Source organism: Pseudomonas oryzihabitans (genome assembly GCF_024652905.1).
Lineage (GTDB): Bacteria > Pseudomonadota > Gammaproteobacteria > Pseudomonadales > Pseudomonadaceae > Chryseomonas > Chryseomonas benzopyrenica.
The window spans coordinates 4,107,865-4,128,431 of record NZ_CP102428.1 but is presented as its reverse complement, the minus strand read 5'-3'; the positions used below and the strand labels follow the sequence as shown (position 1 = coordinate 4,128,431).

Sequence of the window (20,567 nt, the reverse complement as noted above, 5' to 3'; positions counted from 1 at the left end):
CCATGAACGCACCCGTCAACGCGCCGCGCCTGAATCGCATCAACGCCATCAACTGGAACCGCATCCAGGACGACAAGGACCTGGAGGTGTGGAATCGCCTGACCGGCAACTTCTGGCTGCCGGAAAAGATCCCGCTGTCCAACGACATCCCCTCCTGGGCGACCCTGACGCCCAAGGAGCAGCAGCTGACCATTCGCGTCTTCACCGGCCTGACCCTGCTGGACACCATCCAGAACGCGGTGGGCGCCCCGACCCTGCTGGCCGATGCCGTCACCCCACACGAAGAGGCGGTGATCGCCAACATCGGCTTCATGGAAGCGGTGCATGCGCGCTCCTACAGCTCGATCTTCTCCACCCTCTGCTCGACGCCGGACGTGGACGAGGCCTATCGCTGGAGCGAGGAGAATCCCTATCTGCAGACCAAGGCCGATCTGATCCTCGCGCGCTACCACGCCGAGGACCCGCTGCTGCGCAAGGTGGCCAGCGTCTTCCTGGAATCCTTCCTCTTCTATTCGGGCTTCTACCTGCCGATGTACTGGTCCAGCCGCGCCAAGCTGACCAATACCGCCGACCTGATCCGCCTGATCATTCGCGACGAGGCGGTGCACGGCTACTACATCGGCTACAAATTCCAGCAGGCCCTGGCCAAGGAAACGCCGGAACGCCGCCAGCAGGTCAAGGACTTCGCCTACGAACTCCTGCAGGACCTCTACGACAACGAGGTGGCCTACACCGAGGACCTCTACGACAGCGTCGGCTGGAGCGAGGACGTGAAGAAATTCCTCCACTACAACGCCAACAAGGCGCTGATGAACCTGGGCTTCGAGGCGCTGTTCCCCAGCAGCATGACCGACGTCAGCCCGGCGATCCTCGCCGCCCTGTCGCCCAGCGCCGACGAGAACCACGACTTCTTTTCCGGCTCGGGCTCGTCCTATGTCATTGGCAAGGCGGTGAGTACCGAAGACGAGGATTGGAATTTCTGAGCCAACCCGCTGCTCCGGCAAGCCCCCTCTCCCCCTGGGAGAGGGTTGGGATGAGGGCGGCCCGGGCGATGAAGCCCCCAGCGGAAAAGGCTGCGCCGTTTTCCAGGCTACGGCGCTGACTCCTGATCGCGGCTGCGGTAGGTTGGGTTGAGCACAGCGAAGCCCAACAGATCTTGCCTCGCCGTCCGCACTGTTGGGCTTCGACGATGGAACCGTCTCAGCCCAACCTACGGTTCATCGTAGCCATGGCCATGATAGCCCTCTACCTCAGCGGTCCTGTCCGAAAACGGCCAGTCACCCCTACCTGGCGGTGCTAACCTGCCGCCATGAACGCCTTCCCCGATATTCCCGCCTTCGAACGTGCCCGCCTGGCGCGGGACCCGCGTTTCGACGGTCTGTTCTATACCGCGGTGCTCACCACCGGCATCTATTGCCGACCGGTGTGCCCGGCGCAACCACCGCGCCCGGAAAACGTCAGCTACTACCCCAGCGCCGCCGCCGCCGAGGCCGCCGGCTATCGCCCCTGCCTGAGGTGCCGCCCGGAGCTCTCCCCCGCCGGCGGCCACTGGCAACGCGGCGACGCCACCCTGGCCCGTGCCTTGCGGCTAATGGACGAGGGCCTGGAGGAAGGCGGTCTGCCCGCCCTCGCCGCCCGCCTCGATCTCAGCGAACGCCAGTTGCGCCGGCTGTTCGTCGAACGTCTGGGCGCCGCGCCCCTGGCGGTGCTGACCACCCGCCGGCTGCTGTTCGCCAAGCAATTGCTCAGCGAGACCCGGCTGCCGATCACCGAGGTGGCCCTGGCCGCCGGCTTCGGCAGCCTGAGGCGCTTCAATACCGCCTTTCGCGACGCCTACGGCCTGGCCCCCAGCCAGGTGCGCAAGGGTCAGGCCGCGCCTTCCCCGGTATTGGTCCTGCGCCTGGCCTATCGTCCGCCCTACGATTTCGCCGCCCAGCTGGATTTTCTCCGCGGTCACGCCCTGCCCGGTGTCGAGGTCCTGGACGACAGCAGCTATGCCCGGGTGATCGGCACGCCCGAACAGCCGGGCTGGCTGCGCGTCTCGGCCTGGGATGCCGACACGCCGGCGCTGCGCCTGGAATTGCATGGCGCCGCGCCCGGCGAGCTGCAGGCGGCCGTGGCACGCATCCGCCGCATGTTCGATCTGGACGCCGATCCCGAGGCCATCGCCCAGGGCCTTTCCGTCGATCCGACCCTGGCCGAACTGGTGGCGCGCCGGCCGGGCCTACGCCTGCCCAGTGGCTGGGACGGCTTCGAGATCGCCGTACGCGCCGTCATCGGCCAGCAGGTCAGCGTGGTGGCGGCCACCACCATGACCGCCCGGGTGGTGCAGCGCTTCGGGCGTCCCTGGGGCGAGCCCGGCCACGAGGCCAGTCGCCCGCCGGCGGGCCTGCACCATTTCTTTCCCACGGTGGAGGCCCTGGCCGAGGCCGCCCTGGAAGACCTCACCGGCCTCGGCCTGATCCGCGCCCGCGCCGGTACCCTGGGCACCGTGGCCCGGGCCTTGCGCGCCGGCGAGGTGGACTTCGACAGCGGACGCACCCTGGACGACTTCACCCGGCGCTGGATCGCCCTCAAGGGCATCGGCCCCTGGACCGCCCAGTACATCGCCCTGCGCGCCCTGGCCCACCCCGATGCCTGTCCGGTGGAAGACCTGGTGCTGCAGAAACGCCTGGCGCCGCCTGGCGAGCGCCTCACCGCCAAGGCGCTGTATGCCCGCGCCGAAGCCTGGCGGCCGTGGCGCGCCTACGGGGTGATGCAGGTCTGGCGCGAAGCCACCTGGAAGGCACCCGCCGATACTCCCGCCGAACCCGTCCCCACCCGTCTCGCCAAGGAGTCGCCCTGATGATCGCCTACTGTCTGCTGGACAGCCCCATCGGCCCTCTCACCCTGGCCGCCGACGACAGCGGCCTGCGCGTGGTGGAATTTCCCGAGAATCGCTACCTGGCCAAGCGCGACGCCAGCTGGGTCGCCGCCGACCATCCGATCCTCGCCCTGGCCTGCACGCAGCTTGGCGAGTATTTCGCCGGCCAGCGCCAGCGCTTCGAGCTGCCCCTGGCGCCGCGTGGCACCCCTTTCCAGCTGGAGGTCTGGCAAGCCCTGGCGGAGATTCCTCACGGCCAGACCTGGAGCTACGGTCAACTGGCCGGCCACCTCGGGCGGCCACAGGCGATGCGGGCAGTGGGCGCCGCCAACGGGCGCAATCCGTTGCCTATAGTGCTGCCCTGCCACCGGGTGATAGGGGCTTCCGGCGCCCTGACCGGTTTTGGCGGCGGCCTGCCGACCAAGCAATTCCTGCTGGAGCTGGAAGGGGCCTTGCCACGACAGCAGGATTTCCTCGCCCTGGGCTAGACCGCTACTGCGCCAGAATTCGCCTGTGAAATCGCTCTAGAATGCACCTCTTGCAGCTTGAAATCGTGCAGTCTGGCTGATCACATGGGCGTTTTCGATTCGCAAGGATGCGATCCGATGTTCACCCCAGCCGATACCCCTCAGTTCACCCTGACGCTGGACGGCGTCGCCCATGATTTCCAGGTGTTCGCCTTCGACGGTCGCGAGGCCATCGGCCAGCCCTACCGCTTCCAGCTCGAACTGGTCAGCGAGCGCCCGGACTGGCCGCTGGAGTCGCTGCTGCACCGTCGAGCCTTTCTCGCCCTCGGTCCGGCTGACCTGGGCGTCCACGGTCAGATCGCCGCCGTCGCCCAGGGGGATTCCGGCCACCGCCTGACCCGTTATCGCATCGAACTGGTGCCGCGCCTGGCCTACCTCGCCCACCGGACCAATTCCCGCATCTTCCAGGGGCTCAGCGTCCCTGAGATCCTCGCTCAGTTGCTCCAGCAGCACGGCATCCTCGACGGCGACTATCGCTTCGCCCTGGGCCCGACCCGCTATCCACCGCGCGCCTACTGCGTGCAATACGGCGAAAGTGATCTGGCCTTTCTCACCCGCCTTTGCGAGGAAGAGGGCCTGCACTTCCACCACCAGCATCGGCGCGACGGCCATGTACTGGTCTTTGGCGATGACGCCACCGCCTTTCCGCGGTTGGGCGCCACCCGCTATCGGCCCGGCAGCGGTCTGGTGGCCGACGAGCCCGTCATCAGCCGCCTGGCGATCGGCCTGCGGATCCGCAGCAGCGCCAGCCTCCTGCGCGATCACGACCCGCTGCATCCACGGCTGCATCTGCAGAGCAGCATGGGAACTGCGGCCCAGCCCAGGCTGGAAGACTATGGCTTTCCCGGCCGCTTCACCGATCGCGCAGTCGGCCAGCGCCTCAACACTCGCCGGCTGGAGCGGCTGCGAGGCGACGTCCACCAGGCTCAGGGCGCGAGCGATCAGCCCAGCCTGGCGAGCGGGCATTTCCTGCCCTTGGAGCAGCATCCACGCGCCGACTGGAATCAGCTCTGGCTGCTGACCGACGTCCGCCATCAGGGGCGTCAGCCCCAGGTGCTGGAAGAAAGCCTGCCCCAGGCCTCCGCTGAGGACTTCTACCAGGGCTATCGCAATACCTTCGTCGCCCGGCCCTGGACGCTGCCCTTCCGCCTGCCCTTGCGTCATCCCAGGCCCAGGCTGCTGGGTGCCCAGACCGCCGTGGTCACCGGACCGTCCGGCGAGGAGATCCACTGCGACGCCCTCGGCCGGGTCAAGGTGCAATTCCACTGGGATCGCCAGGGCCAGGCGGATGAGCGCACCAGCTGCTGGCTGCGTGTCGCCAGCGGCTGGGCCGGGGCGGGCTGCGGCGCCCTGAGCGTGCCGCGGATCGGCATGGAGGTGCTGGTGGGCTTTCTCGAAGGGGATCCCGACCAGCCGCTGGTGATCGGCTGCCTGCATCACGCCGAACACCGTCCACCGCTCGATCTGCCCCGGGACAGGACCCGCAGCACCTTCAAGAGCCTGAGCAGCCCGGGCGGCAACGGTTACAACGAACTGCGCCTGGAGGATCGCCAGGGCCAGGAGGAAATCCACCTCCATGCCCAGCGCGACTGGGACGAGCGTATCGGTCATGACCACCGCAGCGAGATTGGCCACGAGCGCCATCAGCGGATCGGCGCCAACAGCTACAGCACCTTCCACGCCGAAGAGCATCGCATCACCCATGGCGAACGCCGCACCGAGGTGCGCGCCGATGACCACCTGGACGTCAGCGAGAGTCAGCACCTGCGCCTGGATGGCGGCCTGTTCGTCGAAGCCGGTAGCGAAATCCAGCTGCAAAGCGGACAGAAGATCGTCCTCGAAGCCGGCGCCGGCCTGACGCTCAAGGCTGGCGGCAGTTTCGTCCAGCTGGATGCCGGGGGCGTCACCCTGGTGGGGCCGAGCATTCGGGTGAATCCCTGAGCGCCTGCTGAATGTCAGGCATGAAAAAGCCCCGCCTAGGCGGGGCTTTTCGTATTACCGCGGCACACTCAGTCTTCCAGCAACTCGCCGGCGACAGCCAGGACGTTGTCCAGGGTGAAGCCGAAGTGCTCGAAGAGCGCCGCCGCCGGGGCGGATTCGCCGTAGGTGTGCATGCCGATGATACGACCGTCGAGACCGACGTACTTGTACCAGAAGTCGGCGATGCCGGCCTCGATGGCGATGCGCGCGCCGACTTCCACCGGCAGGACCTGCTGGCGGTACTCGGGGCTCTGGCGGTCGAAGACGCTGGTGCTGGGCATGGAGACCACGCGCACCTGGCGACCTTCGGCGGTCAGGCGATCATGGGCCTGCACTGCCAGGCCGACTTCGGAGCCGGTGGCGATGAGGATCAGCTCGGGTTCGCCGTTGCAGTCCTTGAGCACGTAGCCACCACGGGCGGCGTTGCCCAGGGTGGCGGCGTCACGCACGCTGTGGGTCAGGTTCTGGCGCGAGAAGATCAGCGCGCTGGGACCGTCGCGACGCTCCAGGGCGGCGGTCCAGGCGATGGCGGATTCTACCGCGTCGGCCGGACGCCAGGTGTCCAGGTTGGGGGTGTAGCGCAGCGAGGCCAGCTGCTCCACCGGCTGGTGGGTGGGGCCGTCTTCGCCGAGGCCGATGGAGTCGTGGGTGAAGACATAGAGCACCCGCTGCTTCATCAGCGCCGACATACGCACCGCGTTGCGGGCGTATTCCATGAACATCAGGAAGGTGGCGCCGTAGGGCACCAGGCCGCCGTGCAGGGCGACGCCGTTCATGATGGCGCTCATACCGAATTCACGCACGCCGTAGTGGACATAGTTGCCGCTGGCGTCTTCGGCGGTGACGCCCTTGGCGCCCTTCCACAGGGTCAGGTTGGAGCCGGCCAGGTCAGCGGAACCGCCGAGCAGTTCGGGCAGCAGCGGACCAAAGAACTGCAGGGCGTTCTGGCTGGCCTTGCGGCTGGCGATGGTCTCGCCCTTGCTGGCGACGTCCTGGATGAAGGCGGCGGCGCGCTCGGCGAAATCGGCGGGCAGGTCACCGGCCATGCGGCGCTTGAACTCGGCGGCCAATTGCGGATGGGCCTGGGCGTAGGCGGCGAATCGCTCGTTCCACTCGGCCTCGGCGGCGGCGCCGCGTTCCCGGGCGCTCCACTCGGCATAGATGTCGGCGGGAATCTCGAAGGGCGCATGGGACCAGCCGAGCAGTTCGCGCGCGGCCTGGATCTCGTCGTTGCCCAGGGGCGCGCCGTGGCACTCTTCCTTGCCCTGCTTGTGCGGCGCGCCGTAGCCGATCACGGTCTTGCAGCAGATCAGGGTGGGCTTGTCGCTCTTGCGCGCGGTGTCCAGGGCGGTCTGGATCTCGTCGGCGTCATGGCCGTCGACGTTGCGGATAACCTGCCAGCCGTAGCTCTCGAAGCGCTTGGGGGTGTCGTCGGTGAACCAGCCTTCGACCTCGCCATCGATGGAGATGCCGTTGTCGTCGTAGAAGGCGATCAGCTTGGACAGGCCCAGGGTGCCGGCCAGAGAGCAGGCCTCGTGGGAGACGCCTTCCATCATGCAGCCATCGCCGAGGAAGGCGTAGGTATGGTGGTCGACGATCTGGTGGCCATCACGGTTGAACTGGGCGGCCATGACCTTTTCCGCCAGGGCGAAGCCCACGGCGTTGGCGATGCCCTGGCCCAGCGGACCGGTGGTGGTCTCGATGCCCGGGGCGTAGCCGTACTCGGGGTGGCCCGGGGTCTTGCTGTGCAGTTGACGGAAATTCTTCAGGTCGTCGATGGACAGGTCGTAGCCGGACAGGTGCAGCAGCGAATAGATGAGCATGGAGCCGTGGCCGTTGGACAGCACGAAGCGGTCACGGTCGGCCCACTGGGGATTGCCAGGGTTGTGCTTGAGCTGATCGTGCCAAAGCACTTCGGCGATGTCGGCCATACCCATGGGGGCGCCGGGGTGGCCACTATTGGCCTTTTGCACGGCATCCATGCTGAGGGCACGGATGGCGTTGGCTCGATCACGACGGCTGGGCATTGCGGTGTCTCCTGGCAGAGGCAGAGCGAAAGGGCGGCCATTTTCGCTCAGCCAGGGCACTTCCAGCAATCGGCGCGGTCGCCTCAGCCTGCCGGGCAGATCGTATCGCCGTCGGCCACGAAGGCACGCGCCACCGGCTCGATGCGCTTGGCCAGGACGCTCAGCGCCTGGCGATGCGCCGCGACGACCTTGGCATAGGAGCCGCCAGCGGGCTGGCTGATCCGGCTGCCACAGGTGAGCACCCGCTCGCCCCCGGGCTCGGCCAGGCGCAGGGTCCAGAGCGCGTCCTGCTGGACGCCACGCCCGGGCTGCGAATCGAAGCGCTGCAGGTCCACCTTGATGCGCAGCACCGGTGCGCCGCTGCCACGGGGGGCATCGCCCAGGTCCAGGGTGCCCAGGTCCTGGGACAGGTCGGCGGACAGCGCACTGCGGACCTCGTCGGCCAGGGGGGCGATCCAGCGTTCGTTTTCCAGCAGGGCGATGCCCTCGCCCTGGCGGATCACCAGCTGCGGCTGATCCACCTGCGGCGGCACCGAGACGCCCTGCAGGGCGAAGCGAAAGCTGGCAGCGCGACCAGTGGCCGCGGGCTCCGCGGCACTGGTCAGGGTGTGGTAGTTGAGCGGCGCCTTGGACGAACAGGCAGCCAGCAGCAGGGGCAGAGCCAGGCAGGTCAGGCGCTTCATTGCAGTTTTCCTTTGGCGGGATCACGGGAGCCCGGTTCGAACTTGGGCGGCGGATCGGTCACCAGACCGCGGATCAGGGATTCCGGATGGCGGCCGAGGTAGTCGCCGAACACCCGCAGGGAGCGCGCCATGCGCTGCATCTCTTCGAGGGTCTGGGTCAGATTCTGCTGCACCGGGGAATCCGCGCCCAGGCTCTGGCTGGCGCTGCCGGTGAGTTGCTGCACGCCCATCAGGGTGGTGGTCAGCTGCGGCAGGACGCCCGCGTTGAGCTGCTTGAGGGTGCCGCTGAGCTGCGCCAGGCTGGTGTCGAGATTCTTGCCGATGGAATCGAAGGGGATCTTGTCGATCTTGTTGACGATGCCGGCCATCTGCTCCTGCAGGCGATCAAAGCTGCCGGTGACGGTGGGGATCGACAGCGGCTTGGCCTGGGGATCGAAGGCCACCTTGGGCGCATTGGGCACGAAGTCGACGGAAATGTAGAGCTGTCCGGTCAAGAGGTTGCCGGTACGGGCCTGGGCACGCAGGCCACGGGCCACCCAGCCAGCGAACAGCCTGCCATCGCGGTCCTTGGTCTCGATGCGTTTGCCGACATCACCCAGCCGCTGGGGATAGATGACGGCGCCAACGATCAGCGAGAAGCGATCCTGGGCATCTTCGTAGTCGGGGGTCAGGGAGACTACCCGGCCCACGTTCATGCCGAGGAATTCCACCGGCGCGCCGGTGGCGAGGCCACGCAACGACTGCTGGAATCTCATCCGCACATAGATGGGCTCGCCATCCGGCGGGGCCAGGGCGCTGGTCTGGTCGTCGAACAGGGTGAAACTCTGGTCTTCCTGGGCCGCCTCGGGATCCTTGGGCCATTCCGGGGTGACGAAGGCGATGCCGCCCGCCACCACCGTGGCCAGCGACTGGGTATTGAGCTTGAGTCCGGAGGCGCTGAGCGAGACATCGACGCCGCTGGCGTTCCAGAAGCGGCTGTTGGCGGTGACGAAGCGGTCGTAGGGCGAATCGACGAAGATCTGGGCGCTGACGCCCTTGCCATCCGGGTTGAGGTGGAAGGACACCACGCGGCCGACCTGGATGCGCCGGTAATAGACCGGCGAGCCGACGTCCAGGGAGCCGATGTCGTCGGCAGTGACGATGAATCTCTTGCCCGAGGCGCCGTGGATCAGCGCCGGCGGCTGCTCCAGGCCGCGGAAGTCGCGATGGGACTCGGTGGAATCGCCGATGTCGGCGCCGATGAAGGCGCCCGACACCAGGGTGTCGACCCCGGAGACGCCGTTGACGCCGAAGCGCGGTCGCACCACCCAGAAGCGCGCGTCCTTGGTGGCGAAGCCCTCGGCGGACTTTTCCAATTCGATGGTGGTGATCACCCGATTGCGATCCGGCGCCAGCTGGATGTCGCTGACGGTGCCGATCACCACGTTCTTGTACTTGACCTGGGTCTTGCCGGCTTCCAGCCCTTCGGCGGTGAGAAAGGTCACCGTGATGGTCGGTCCGCGCGAGGCCCAGCTGTGGATCACCATGGACAGCCCGATCAGGGCCGCCACGATGGGCACCAGCCAGATCAGCGATACGCTCCAGCGACTGCGGCGTACCTCGGGGGTAGGCGCCAGGGCGTCGGGTTCATGCCTGTCCGTCATCGTTCACCTCTGCATCCCAGATCAAGCGGGGATCGAAACTCATCGCGGCGAGCATCGTCAGCACCACCACGAAACCAAAGAACACGATACCCAGGCGCGGCGCCGCCGAACTCAGGGCACCGAAGTGCACCAGCGCCGAGACCAGGGCTACCACGATCACATCGAGCATCGACCAGTAGCCGATCAGCTCGACGAAGCGATAGAGCCGGGCACGCTGGGCAGTGGCCCAGTCGCTGCGGCGCTGGCAGGTCACCAGCAGGGTGCCGAGCACCAGAAACTTGATGGAGGGCACCGCCACGCTGGCGATGAAGATCACCAGGGCGACGCCCCAGGAGCCGCCTTCCCAGAATTCGATCACCCCTTCGAGAATGGTGCTCTCCACGCCGCGCCCCAGGGTACCGGTGAACATCACCGGCAGGGTATTGGCCGGGATATAGAGAATCAGCGCGGCGATCAGGTAGGCCCAGGTCTTGGCATAGACATTGGGCTTGCGGCGGTGCAGCGCCGAGCCGCAGCGCGGGCAGCCGGCCTTGTGGTGGCGCGGCGCGGTGCAGACCTTGCCGCAGACGTGGCACAGGCAGAGGCCAAGTTCGTCGGCGCGGGGTGGCAGCTGGGGCGCGGTCACGGCTCGCGCTCCCCGACGGCGTCCCACAGCGGATGCAGGTCGCGCTTGGCGATGATCAGCAGCACCACCATCAGCCCGACCATGCCGAACAGGCCCAGGCCCACCACCACGTGCAGCAAGCCGGCCAGCTTGATCACCGCCACAAGGGCGCCGAGCACGAAGACCTCGATCATGCTCCAGGGCCGCAGGTAGTGCAGGGTGACCATGGCCGTGGCGAAACCGGGGGCCCGGCGACCGGCCTGGGCGAAGCCGAGGACCCAGAGCAGCAGCGCGATCTGCAGCAGCGGCACCACGAACAGGGTCATGGCCACCACCAGCGCCATGGGTCCGGCGAAGCCGCGACTCATTGCGATCACCGACTCCAGCAGGGTCGCCTCGCTGTGCAGGCCGCGAAAGCTGAGCTGCAGGATGGGCCCGACATTGGCGATCACGAACAGCACCGCGGCGGCGATCGCCAGGGCCAGCAGACCCTGGATGTCCAGGCGGCTGGCGCGATAGAGCAAGGCGCCACAGCGCAGGCAATGCGCCCGCTCGCCCGCCGCGAGGGGCTCGAGGCGATGCACCGAATCGCAGTGCTCGCAGATCACCAGGCGCGTGCCGGTGGCGGGCGCGGAAGGGGACGGTGGCTGGACGGACATGGGGCTACCCGGTGACGCTCCTGGAAGGGGGCTGCAGGTTGGACGCGCGAGTTTCGCGGTCGTTACCGCAAGGCCGCGACGACTGCCGGCCAAACGGCTCCGGCATCTTACCTACCTCGACGAAGGTATGCGCGGCCAGCCGCCCCAGAAAAGCATCAAAACTTTTTGATGCTTTTCTTGCGAGGTCTGGGACGGGTCTCTAGACTAGCGCCCCATGACCCCGCTACGCGTGCCGGCGCTCGGCCAAGAACCAGGAGATACCCTCGCCGCCCTGTGCAAGGCCGGCGGCGATCCCCTGCGCCTGAACGTCCTGCGCGCCCTGCACAGCGCCTCCTTCGGCGTGCTGGAGCTGGCGCAGATCTTCGCCACCGGCCAGTCCGGCATCAGCCACCACCTCAAGGTGCTGGCCCAGGCCCAACTGGTAGCCACGCGCCGCGAGGGCAACGCCATCTTCTATCGCCGCGCCCTGCCCCGCCCGGGCAGCCTGGGTGGCGCCCTGCACGCCGCCCTGCTCGAAGAGGTGGACGCCCTGGCCCTGCCCAGCGCGGTGCAGACACGGATCGGCGAGGTGCATGCACAGCGCGCCGCGGTGAGTCGCGACTTCTTCGCCCGGGTGGCGGAAAAATTCCAGGCCCAGCAGGATCTCATCGCCGGTCTGCCGCAGTATCGCGACGGCCTGCTCAGCCTGCTGGACGCCCTGGCCCTGGATCCGCGCGGTTGCGCCCTGGAAGTGGGCCCCGGCGACGGCGCCTTCCTGCCGGATCTGGCGCGCCGCTTCGCCCGCGTGGTGGCGGTGGACAACAGCCCGGCCATGCTCGAACTGGCACGCCAGCGCTGCCAGCGCGAGGGCCTCGCCCAGGTCGAACTGCAGCTGGCCGACGCCCTCGCCGAGCCGCTGCCAGCGGCCGACTGCGTGGTCCTCAACATGGTCCTGCATCATCTGGCTGCACCGGCGGAGGCCCTGCAGCAGCTGGCCCGCCGCGTGGCGCCGGGTGGCAGCCTGGTGATCACCGACCTCTGCCCCCATGACCAGACCTGGGCGCGCGCCGCCTGTGGCGATCTCTGGCTCGGCTTCGACCAGGACGAACTGGCCCGCTGGGCCCAGGCGGCCGGCCTGCAGGCGGGCGAAAGCCTCTACCTCGGCCTGCGCAACGGCTTTCAGATCCAGGTGCGCCAGTTCGCGCGCCCGGATCAGGGAAACACCCCGTCATGAGGCCACCTGGCCAGTGGCGGGCGGACCCGACGCTCAAGGGCGTCATGTCCAGCAAGGAAACTGCTGTCTCGACCGGCCTGCGGGCCCCTACCCCTTGGTAATTTAGGAACCATTCGATGAGCGAATATTCCCTGTTCACCTCCGAGTCCGTGTCCGAAGGCCATCCGGACAAGATCGCCGACCAGATCTCCGATGCCGTGCTCGACGCCATCATCACCCAGGACAAGCACGCCCGCGTGGCCTGCGAGACCCTGGTCAAGACCGGTGTGGCCATCGTCGCCGGTGAGGTCACCACCTCCGCCTGGGTCGACCTGGAGCAACTGGTGCGCGACGTCATCGTCGACATCGGCTACGACAGCTCGGACGTGGGCTTCGACGGCGCCACCTGCGGCATCGTCAACATCATCGGCAAGCAGTCGGTGGACATCGCCCAGGGCGTCGATCGCAGCAAGCCGGAAGACCAGGGCGCCGGCGACCAGGGCCTGATGTTCGGCTATGCCTGCAACGAGACCGATGTGCTGATGCCCGCGCCCATCACCTTCTCCCACCGCCTGGTGGAACGTCAGGCCGAGGCACGCAAGTCGGGCCTGCTGCCCTGGCTGCGTCCGGACGCCAAGTCCCAGGTGACCTGCCGCTACGAAGGCGGCAAGGTGGTCGGCATCGACGCCATCGTGCTGTCCACCCAGCACAATCCCGAGGTCAAGTACGCCGACCTGCGCGAAGCCGTGATGGAGCTGATCGTCAAGCACGTCATCCCCGCCGAGCTGCTGCACAAGGACACCCAGTTCCACATCAACCCGACCGGCCAGTTCATCATTGGCGGCCCGGTGGGTGACTGCGGCCTGACCGGCCGCAAGATCATCGTCGACAGCTACGGCGGCATGGCCCGTCACGGCGGTGGCGCCTTCTCCGGCAAGGACCCGTCCAAGGTCGACCGCAGCGCCGCCTATGCCGGTCGCTACGTGGCCAAGAACATCGTCGCCGCCGGCCTGGCCGAGCGTTGCGAGATCCAGGTGTCCTACGCCATCGGCGTGGCCCAGCCCACCTCCATCTCGATCAACACCTTCGGCACCGCCAAGATCAGCGATGAGCGGATCGTGCAGCTGGTGCGCGAGCATTTCGACCTGCGCCCCTACGCCATCACCACCATGCTCGACCTGCTCCATCCGATGTACCGGGCCACCGCGGCCTACGGTCACTTCGGTCGCCATCCCCAGGAAATCACCGTGGGCGATGACACCTTCACCACCTTCACCTGGGAACGTACCGATCGCGCCGCTGCCCTGCGCGCCGCTGCCGGTCTGTAAGACGCCTCCCGGCAAAGAGCCCCGCCACCGCCGGTGCCGGGGCTTTTTTCTGGGTCTGCAACCGGGATCCCAGCGCTTTCTTGCGCCAGTCCACAGGCTGGCACGCGCGATGCAACCTCTGGGCGTCCGGTGGTCAGAATGCCTCGTCTTCTCCAGGAGTCTGCTTATCCATGTGGCTGTTCATCACCAACTTCGGCGATTCCTCGGTGATGCTTCCCTGCGCCGTGCTGATCGCGCTTTGGCTCCTAGCTGGCCTGTCCGCGCGGGCGGCGCTGCTCTGGCTGCTGCTGTTTGGTGCTGCCAGCCTCAGCGTTGCCCTGTCCAAGATCGCCTTCTTCGGCTGGGGCCTGGGCATTCCGCGTCTGGATTTCACCGGATTCAGCGGCCACTCCATGCTGGTGGGCAGCGTGCTGCCAGTGCTGGGCTGGCTGCTGGCCAGCCGGGCGCGACCGTCGCTACGGCTGACCGCAGCCACCCTGGGCGCGCTGTGCGCCCTGCTCATCGCTGTCTCGCGGGTGGTGCTGGGCTATCACTCGATCTCGGAAGTGGTGACCGGCCTGCCCATCGGCTATGCCGCCAGCGGCACTCTGCTCTGGCTGCTGCGTGGCCAGGAGGTCAACCTCAAGCCACGCCAGGCGGCCCTGGGCGCCAGTCTGCTGCTGTTGCCCCTGCTGTTGCTGCATGGCACCAACGCGCCGACGCAACGGGTGCTGGAACGGCTGGCGGTCAAGTTCGCCGACGAGCAGAAGCCCTGGACCCGCGCGCATCAGCGCGCCGGGGTGGCGCCCTTGCAGAATTGAGGAACATCGCCAAGCGCATGCAATAGACGACGCCGCGGCTGGCGAATACAGGCAAGCCTCCTAGACTAGCAGAAGCCCTGAATTTCCTGGGGTGAACGTGCGGGCTCTTCGGCCCCTCCTATAGAAGTCAGCCCTTGCCGCCGAGTCGTCCGCATGCGCTACTGCCTTTTCCTCTGCAGCCTGGTGCTTACCGGTCTGCCCGCGTCACCCGTGGCGGCTGCCGAGCCCTTGCGGCTCTATACCTGGGAAGGCTATTTCAGCGACACCCTGCTGCAGCGCTGGGCCAAGGCCCATCCCCCCGTGCAGGAAATTCACTTCGACAGCAGCGACGTGCGCGACGCCACCCTGGCGCGCGGCGATGCCGATCTCGACCTGGTGGTGATCAACGAGGTCAGCGCCACGCGTCTCGGCCAGGACGGCCTGCTGACGCGCATCGATCCCCGGCGCCTGCCCCATCTGAACGAACTCGATCCACGCTGGCGCCACAGTTGTGGCGACTACGCGGTGCCCTATGTCTGGGGCACCCTGGGTCTGCTCTATCGCAGCGACCGCCTGGCCCAGGCGCCCACGTCCTGGCTGCCGCTGCTGCAGCCGGCGCCGGCGCTACACGGCCGCATCGCCATGCTCGAAGACCATGACGACCTGCTGGTCGCGCCGCTGATCATCCTGGGTGCCGCCATCAACAGCGACGATCCCGAGTTGCTCAGACGCAGCTTCGCCCTGCTCAAGGCCCAGGCACCGGCGGTGCTGACCTATCAGTACGTGGTCAGCGCCCTGCGCAATCCGGCCTACAGCGACCGCATCGATCTGGCCCTGGGCTACAGCGGCGACCAGCACCTGCTCAATGCCGCGACGCCCGGGCAGCCCTGGCATTTCACCACGCCCCGCGAAGGCAGCCTGCTGTGGATGGACTGCGTGGCGGTGCTCAGCAGCTCCCCGCACCAGGCCGCCGCCTGGCGCTTCATCGACTTTCTCAACGAGCCGCGCAATGCCGTGCTGGCCACCGAGGAGCTGCACCTGGCGACCCCCAATGCCGGTGCCGTGCGCCTGCTGCCGGCCGACCTGCGCGAGGATCCCAGCCTGTTCCCCCCCGACGACGTCATCGCCCGCAGCCAGGTCTTCCGTGAAGGTCCGCCCGACGCCTTCCAGACCCGGCAGCGCATCGGCAGCGCTTTGGTAGGTCACCATGAATCTCAATAGGCGCGCCCTGCTGCTGATCCTGCCAGTCGCCCTGCTCTGCAGCCTGACCCTGGTCGGACTGGGCTACACGGTGCAGCGCGAGGCGGTGATCGGCCTCGAGCGCTCGCGGGTCAACCACGATCTGGCGGCGTTGGAGACCACCTATCGCGAGTACGATCACTTCAGCCGCAATCTGCTCTATGCCCTGTCCAACAGCGCGGCCCTGGGCAACTTCCTGCGGCAGACCGAGGTGCCCTATCGCAACGAAGCCCTGGGCACCCAGTTGCAACTGGCGGTGCGCCAGCTGGCTGGCGACGACGCTCCCACGCGCATCTCCCTGGCCATCGCCCGCCCCGATCTCAGCCTGGCCTACTATTACGAGCGTAGTGGCGATCCCTTCGCCCAGCTGAGCAGCGTCCAGCGCCAGCTACTCGAGCGCCTGGCGCGGGAAGCGAACGGGCCGCTGGAGCGGCGCGATTATCTGCTAGACGAACAGGGCCACTCGCTGCTGGTGGCGACCACCTCGTTGTTGCCGAGCACGGCCGGACCGCCCCTGCCAGGTCAACGCGGCCTGGCGATGACGCTGCAGCTGGCGGTCAGTCCGGACCGAATGGAGGCCATGCGCCGTACCCTGGAACAGAGCTATGGCGCGCCCCTGGAATTCAGCCGGACGCTGCCCGTACGCACCAGCGATTTCACCGCTGTCGTGCGCCTGTCACCCGATCTCTATGTGCGCCTGACCCCGAACCCAGAACATCTGCATGGGGAACTGCGCCGTCTGGCGATCGCCTATTTCAGTGGTGGCCTGCTGGTGACCCTGGCCTGCATCCTGGTGTTGATCGTGCTGATCCGGCGCTACATCACCCGGCCCATCGCCCGCCTGGACAGCCAGCTCACCGAGGTGCTGGAGGGTCAGCGCCAGGCCCTCGAAACCGGCGACGAGCCCGGCGAGATCGGCCATCTGGGCGCCAACATGAAGCGCCTGCACGACAACAACCTGGCCATTCTGGCGCAACTGCGCACGGCCCTGCGCACCGACGTCCTCACCCAGATCGGCAACCGCCGCTACTTCCAGCTCATGGGCGAATCCTGGCTGGCGGGCAAGCCGGATGGCCGCCGCATCGCCCTGCTCTATTTCGGTCTCGACCATTTCAAGTCGGTCAACGACCGCTTCGGCCACGAGGTGGGCGATGAACTGCTGCAGGCCGTGGCGCGCCAGACCCAGCAGCTGCTGGAGGCCTATCAAGCAGGCAACGAACTGGTGTTCACGCGCCTGGCGGGCGATGAATTCGCCGTCCTGCTGCGCGGTCCGGCAGCAGCGACCGAGGCCCTCGCCCTGGGCCAGCGACTGCAGCAGAACTACGCCAACGGCACCCTGGTCGGCGAACGCCGCTATGCCGTGACCCTGAGCATCGGCCTGGCGACCCCCGAGGCGCCGCTGGACCTGGCCGACCTGCTGGCCCAGGCCGATCTGGCCATGGAACGAGCCAAGAACGAAGGCGGCAATCACCTGGTGCACTTCACCCCGGAACTGGCTGCGCGCCAGCGCCGCCAGGATCTTTTGGACGAGCACCTGCGGCGAATGAATCCGGACGAGGAATTCCACCTCGTCTACATGCCGGCGGTCGACAGCAGCGGCCAGGTACGCTCCGCCGAAACCCTGCTGCGCTGGAATTCACCGCGCCTGGGTTCGGTATCGCCGGCGGAATTCATCCCCATCGCCGAACGCCAGGGGCATTTCCGCTGGATCGATCGCTGGGTCGTGGACCAGGCCTGCCGCGAGTACCCGGCACTGCAGGAGGTACTGGGCAGCGACCTGGTGCTGTCCGTCAACCTGTCATCCGCGCAGCTGGATCAGGCCGACATCGTGCCCTATCTGCGCGAGCGGGTGCGCCACCACGGCGTCGATCCGGGCCATCTGGAACTGGAATTCACCGAGACCTTCGCCGCCGAGCTGAACGAGCGCACCCTAGGGCTGCTGCACGAATTGCGCGCCGAGGGCTTTCGCGTGGCCATCGACGACTTCGGCGTCGGCTACACCTCCATCCAGCAGGTCACCGACTATCCCGCCGACACCATCAAGTTCGACCGGCTCATCGTCGAGCGCCTCAGCCAGCCCGGTAACCAGGCCAGCCTGGATGCGCTCATCGCCTTCTGCCATGCCCGCGACGCCCAGGTCATCGCCGAGGGCGTGGATACCGAGCTCAAGCAGCTGTGCCTGCAGCAGGCCGGTTGCGATCTGCTGCAGGGCTTTCTGGTCTGCCCGCCGCGGCGTCTGGACGAGTTGCGCGACTGGCAGCGCCAACGGCTAGGTGATCCCAGCCGGGTCTAGGGATAACGGGCGCTGACAAGGTCAGCGCCCGTTATCCAGGTCGAGCGACGCTTAGAAATCCAGCGACAGGCCCAGCCCCACGCCCTGCTGCTGGGTATCGCCCGCGCCGGCATAGCTGTAGCCGCCGCGCAGGGTCAGCTCCGGGGTAAGCCGCTGGACCACGCCCAGACTCAGGCGGGTACGGTCGCGGTCGGGCTGGTAGCCGTCCAGGGTGTAGTCCAGACCCGGCACGCTGTTCAGGCGCATGGTCACATCGCGGGTACCGTCGGCGAATTCCCGCTCGCGACCCAGGTCGGCGAACAGCGCCGTAGCCGGTGCCAGTTGCCAGCGGCCCTGCAGGCCCAGCCCCAGCCGTCGCGAGGTGCTCGACTGGTCGTCGAACTCCAGCGCCGTGGCGTCGTTGCCGCGCTCCCGATAACCGTCCACCTGGACGCGGGCATAGTCGGCGCTGAGATAGGGACTCAGGTGCCAGGGGCTGCCAGCCGCCGCCAGGTCATAGCCCAGGCGCGCCGAGAGGGCACGCAGATCACCATCGGTATCGCCCTGCTCGCTGCGCGTGGTCGGGCCGAGGGCGAAGCGCCGGCTCAGATCGTCATAGTCCAGGCGGCCACCGGTGGCGGTGAGATCGCCCCAGAGGCGCTCGCCCTGGTACTGGGCGAAGGCGCTGAGCAGATAGCTGTTGAGGCGATAGCTGGAATCGGCCGCACCGGGTTCCAGGTGTTGCCGCGCGACCCCGGCGGCGACGCCGAAGCGCCATTCCTCGCTGAGCCGATAGCTGCCGCCCAGGTCCAGGCTGTAGCCGTTGCCATCGCCGCCGGCGGTGCTGCGCTGGTCGTCGACGTCCAGGCGTCGCGCGCTGGTATCCACATAGCCCTGCCAGCGCCCCACCGGCTGCCAGGCATGCCAATCGCCCAGCCAGCGCTGGTGCAGGCCATCCTGATGGGCTCTGAGGGTGGACTGGGCCATCTCCGGCAGCAGGGTGACCTCCCAGGGCGCCGCCAGCAGCGAATAGGCGTAGTCGGCGATCAGTCGTTGACCGGTGATGGTCGGGTGGACGCGATCATTGAACAGCAACTGGCTGGGATCGGCCGCCGCCGCGCCCAGGCCGTAGGTAGCGTTGCGGGTGCAGTTGTCGCCACTGAAGCAGGTGCCGGTGAGATTCTGCCCGCTGGCCAGGCCATAGCGGCCCGGCTCGGCCACCACCTCGGCGAGCAGCTGGGGCACGTTGAGGCCGATGATCTCGGCGTCGATGCCGGCCAGGCGCGCCACCAGGGCCTGGTTGTAGACCCGACTCAGGGCCGAGCTGGCCGCCTGTTGCGGCGAACCGGCCAGGGCCGGGGTCTGGCCGATGTCCGGCAGCAGCCAGACCACCATATAGCGGGCGCCGGCCTGCTGCAGCGCAGCGACGCCGTCACCCAGACGATTGGCCGCAGCCGCGGCGGTCGCCGGCGAGGTGACCAGCCCCTGGAGGAAGTCGTTACCGCCACCGCTGATATAGAACAGGGTGTTGGGATCCAGACTCAGCCCCTGGCTGGCGAGCCCGGGCAGGTAACCGTCGCGGCTGCGCAGGGTCAGCCCACCTACCGCCACCACCGAGCCATTGCGGGCGGTGATGGAGTCGCGGATCTGCGCCGTGGTGTAGCCGCCCGTGGCCCAGTTGTCGCCATCGCTCAGGCCGATCCGCTGATTGATCAGCGAGGTCGAGGCGTCCAGGGTCCGGACGTCGAAGCCCAGTTGCTGGCCGAGCAGGATCGAGGACACCGGTCCGGTCACCGCGCCGCTCGCCGGGCTGTAGCCGGGTCCGACGCGGTTGGTGAATCTGAGGCTGGCGCCGTTGACCCCGGTGTCGGGAAATTGCCCGGCATCGAGCAGGCTGTCGCCGAACACGGTGAAGCCACTGTAGGGATTGGGAGTCGCCTGGGCGGTTGCCGCGAACGCCGTCGCCAGGGCGATGGCCAGCGGCAGGCGTTGCCTGAGAAAAGATGTCATGCCTGCATCCTTGATTGTTGTTATCGGAGCACGCGTCAGGGCGTGTCGTCTCACGCTAGACGGTTTTTGTGTCCTTGTATCCGGATGTGAACAAAAAAGTACGAGACGTTCGTTGCAGTGCTGAAAGGCAGGGGCCAGAGCGGTCGCTCAGGTGATGGGCAGCGGGACGCTGATGCGGTTGCGCTCGCACCTCAAGCCCTGCCCAGGGCCGCAACACCTTTGGATGATAGGGGTGTTGGGCTTCGCTGTGCTCAGCCCAACCTACGCGGGGCCGCTTTCCCCCTCTCCCTCCGGCAGAGGGTTGGGGAGAGGGAACCGCCGGATCCCGCTCCCGCGGCTCACCTCACTGCCCCAGCTTGCCTGCCTCACAGCCGGTACTGGCGCACTCGCGCAGGCGCTCCTTGAGGGTCTCCAGGCGGCTTTCGGTCAGGCTGACAGCGCAGTCCAGATTGACGAAGTAGCCATCGGCTTCCTCGCGGGCGCATTGGCTGTCACGCTGCTTGATCCAGGCCAGCTGGCGCTGCTTGAGCACGGCCTGCTGATCGGCCGGCAGCTGCTTGCGCAGTTCGCCATAGGTCTGGTTCAGCGACTTGTCGCTCTGGGCGAACAGGTTGCTGGCGCAGTAGACGGTATCGAAGGCGTTGCGCGGCGTGCCGCAACCGGCGGCCTGGGCCGTGGCGAGACCGAAGAGACCGGTCAGGGTCAGGGCAGCGGCGAGGGTGTTCTTGAGCATGGCAGCATCCTGCAGAAAGGGCCGTTCC

At 67.5% G+C, this 20,567-nt stretch carries 16 protein-coding genes; 9 read left to right on the top strand and 7 right to left on the bottom strand.

Annotated elements, in window-relative coordinates:
• Positions 1-2: 2 nt before the first annotated feature.
• The 4 genes from nrdF (at position 3) to NRG74_RS19085 (ending at position 5,331) form a co-directional block, all read left to right on the top strand.
• The gene (gene nrdF / locus NRG74_RS19100) at positions 3-983 is read left to right on the top strand and encodes a class 1b ribonucleoside-diphosphate reductase subunit beta (protein WP_257705063.1); all 981 of its coding nucleotides are present in this window, start codon (positions 3-5) and stop codon (positions 981-983) included.
• Positions 984-1,309: 326 nt separating this feature from the next.
• Positions 1,310-2,845, top strand: a complete 1,536-nt coding sequence (locus NRG74_RS19095; RefSeq protein WP_257705062.1) for a DNA-3-methyladenine glycosylase 2 — start codon at positions 1,310-1,312, stop codon at positions 2,843-2,845.
• Positions 2,845-3,351: a methylated-DNA--[protein]-cysteine S-methyltransferase gene (locus NRG74_RS19090; RefSeq protein ID WP_184289864.1), complete on the top strand. Its 507-nt coding sequence runs from the start codon at positions 2,845-2,847 to the stop codon at positions 3,349-3,351. Before NRG74_RS19095 ends, NRG74_RS19090 begins: the two co-directional genes overlap by 1 nt.
• A 117-nt stretch (positions 3,352-3,468) precedes the next feature.
• The gene (locus NRG74_RS19085) at positions 3,469-5,331 is read left to right on the top strand and encodes a type VI secretion system Vgr family protein (protein WP_257705061.1); all 1,863 of its coding nucleotides are present in this window, start codon (positions 3,469-3,471) and stop codon (positions 5,329-5,331) included.
• Positions 5,332-5,399: 68 nt separating this feature from the next.
• Here the strand turns inward: NRG74_RS19085 and tkt are convergent, their stop codons facing one another.
• The 5 genes from tkt to NRG74_RS19060 all read right to left on the bottom strand — a co-directional run bounded on the left by tkt (position 5,400) and on the right by NRG74_RS19060 (position 10,986).
• Complete coding sequence (tkt, locus tag NRG74_RS19080) at positions 5,400-7,397, bottom strand: transketolase (RefSeq protein ID WP_257705060.1); 1,998 nt, start codon at positions 7,395-7,397, stop codon at positions 5,400-5,402.
• An 83-nt stretch (positions 7,398-7,480) separates the two neighbouring features.
• Positions 7,481-8,080: a PqiC family protein gene (locus tag NRG74_RS19075; RefSeq protein ID WP_257705059.1), complete on the bottom strand. Its 600-nt coding sequence runs from the start codon at positions 8,078-8,080 to the stop codon at positions 7,481-7,483.
• A complete protein-coding gene (locus NRG74_RS19070; protein WP_257705058.1) occupies positions 8,077-9,723 on the bottom strand; it encodes an intermembrane transport protein PqiB in 1,647 nt (548 codons plus the stop codon). The genes NRG74_RS19075 and NRG74_RS19070 overlap by 4 nt, the downstream gene beginning before the upstream one ends.
• Positions 9,707-10,348, bottom strand: coding sequence for a paraquat-inducible protein A (locus NRG74_RS19065; RefSeq protein ID WP_437181159.1), 642 nt, complete (start codon positions 10,346-10,348; stop codon positions 9,707-9,709). The genes NRG74_RS19070 and NRG74_RS19065 overlap by 17 nt, the downstream gene beginning before the upstream one ends.
• Positions 10,345-10,986, bottom strand: a complete 642-nt coding sequence (locus NRG74_RS19060; protein ID WP_017639459.1) for a paraquat-inducible protein A — start codon at positions 10,984-10,986, stop codon at positions 10,345-10,347. The genes NRG74_RS19065 and NRG74_RS19060 overlap by 4 nt, the downstream gene beginning before the upstream one ends.
• A gap of 214 nt (positions 10,987-11,200) precedes the next feature.
• On the opposite strand from NRG74_RS19060, the gene NRG74_RS19055 reads away from it, so the two are divergent.
• The 5 genes from NRG74_RS19055 to NRG74_RS19035 all read left to right on the top strand — a co-directional run bounded on the left by NRG74_RS19055 (position 11,201) and on the right by NRG74_RS19035 (position 17,817).
• A complete protein-coding gene (locus NRG74_RS19055; RefSeq protein ID WP_257705057.1) occupies positions 11,201-12,199 on the top strand; it encodes an ArsR/SmtB family transcription factor in 999 nt (332 codons plus the stop codon).
• 116 nt (positions 12,200-12,315) lie between these two features.
• Positions 12,316-13,506 (top strand): methionine adenosyltransferase, encoded by a 1,191-nt coding sequence (metK, locus tag NRG74_RS19050; protein WP_068384733.1) that lies wholly within the window; start codon positions 12,316-12,318, stop codon positions 13,504-13,506.
• A 170-nt stretch (positions 13,507-13,676) separates the two neighbouring features.
• Positions 13,677-14,306: a phosphatase PAP2 family protein gene (locus tag NRG74_RS19045; RefSeq protein WP_257705056.1), complete on the top strand. Its 630-nt coding sequence runs from the start codon at positions 13,677-13,679 to the stop codon at positions 14,304-14,306.
• A gap of 153 nt (positions 14,307-14,459) precedes the next feature.
• The gene (locus tag NRG74_RS19040; RefSeq protein WP_068384726.1) at positions 14,460-15,506 is read left to right on the top strand and encodes a polyamine ABC transporter substrate-binding protein; all 1,047 of its coding nucleotides are present in this window, start codon (positions 14,460-14,462) and stop codon (positions 15,504-15,506) included.
• Positions 15,493-17,817, top strand: a complete 2,325-nt coding sequence (locus NRG74_RS19035; protein ID WP_257705055.1) for a putative bifunctional diguanylate cyclase/phosphodiesterase — start codon at positions 15,493-15,495, stop codon at positions 17,815-17,817. Before NRG74_RS19040 ends, NRG74_RS19035 begins: the two co-directional genes overlap by 14 nt.
• A gap of 51 nt (positions 17,818-17,868) precedes the next feature.
• On the opposite strand, the gene NRG74_RS19030 is transcribed toward NRG74_RS19035, so the two are convergent.
• A complete protein-coding gene (locus NRG74_RS19030) occupies positions 17,869-19,806 on the bottom strand; it encodes an autotransporter domain-containing SGNH/GDSL hydrolase family protein (RefSeq protein WP_257705054.1) in 1,938 nt (645 codons plus the stop codon).
• 343 nt (positions 19,807-20,149) lie between these two features.
• Positions 20,150-20,539, bottom strand: coding sequence for a lysozyme inhibitor LprI family protein (locus tag NRG74_RS19025; protein ID WP_064307816.1), 390 nt, complete (start codon positions 20,537-20,539; stop codon positions 20,150-20,152).
• Positions 20,540-20,567 lie beyond the last annotated feature (28 nt).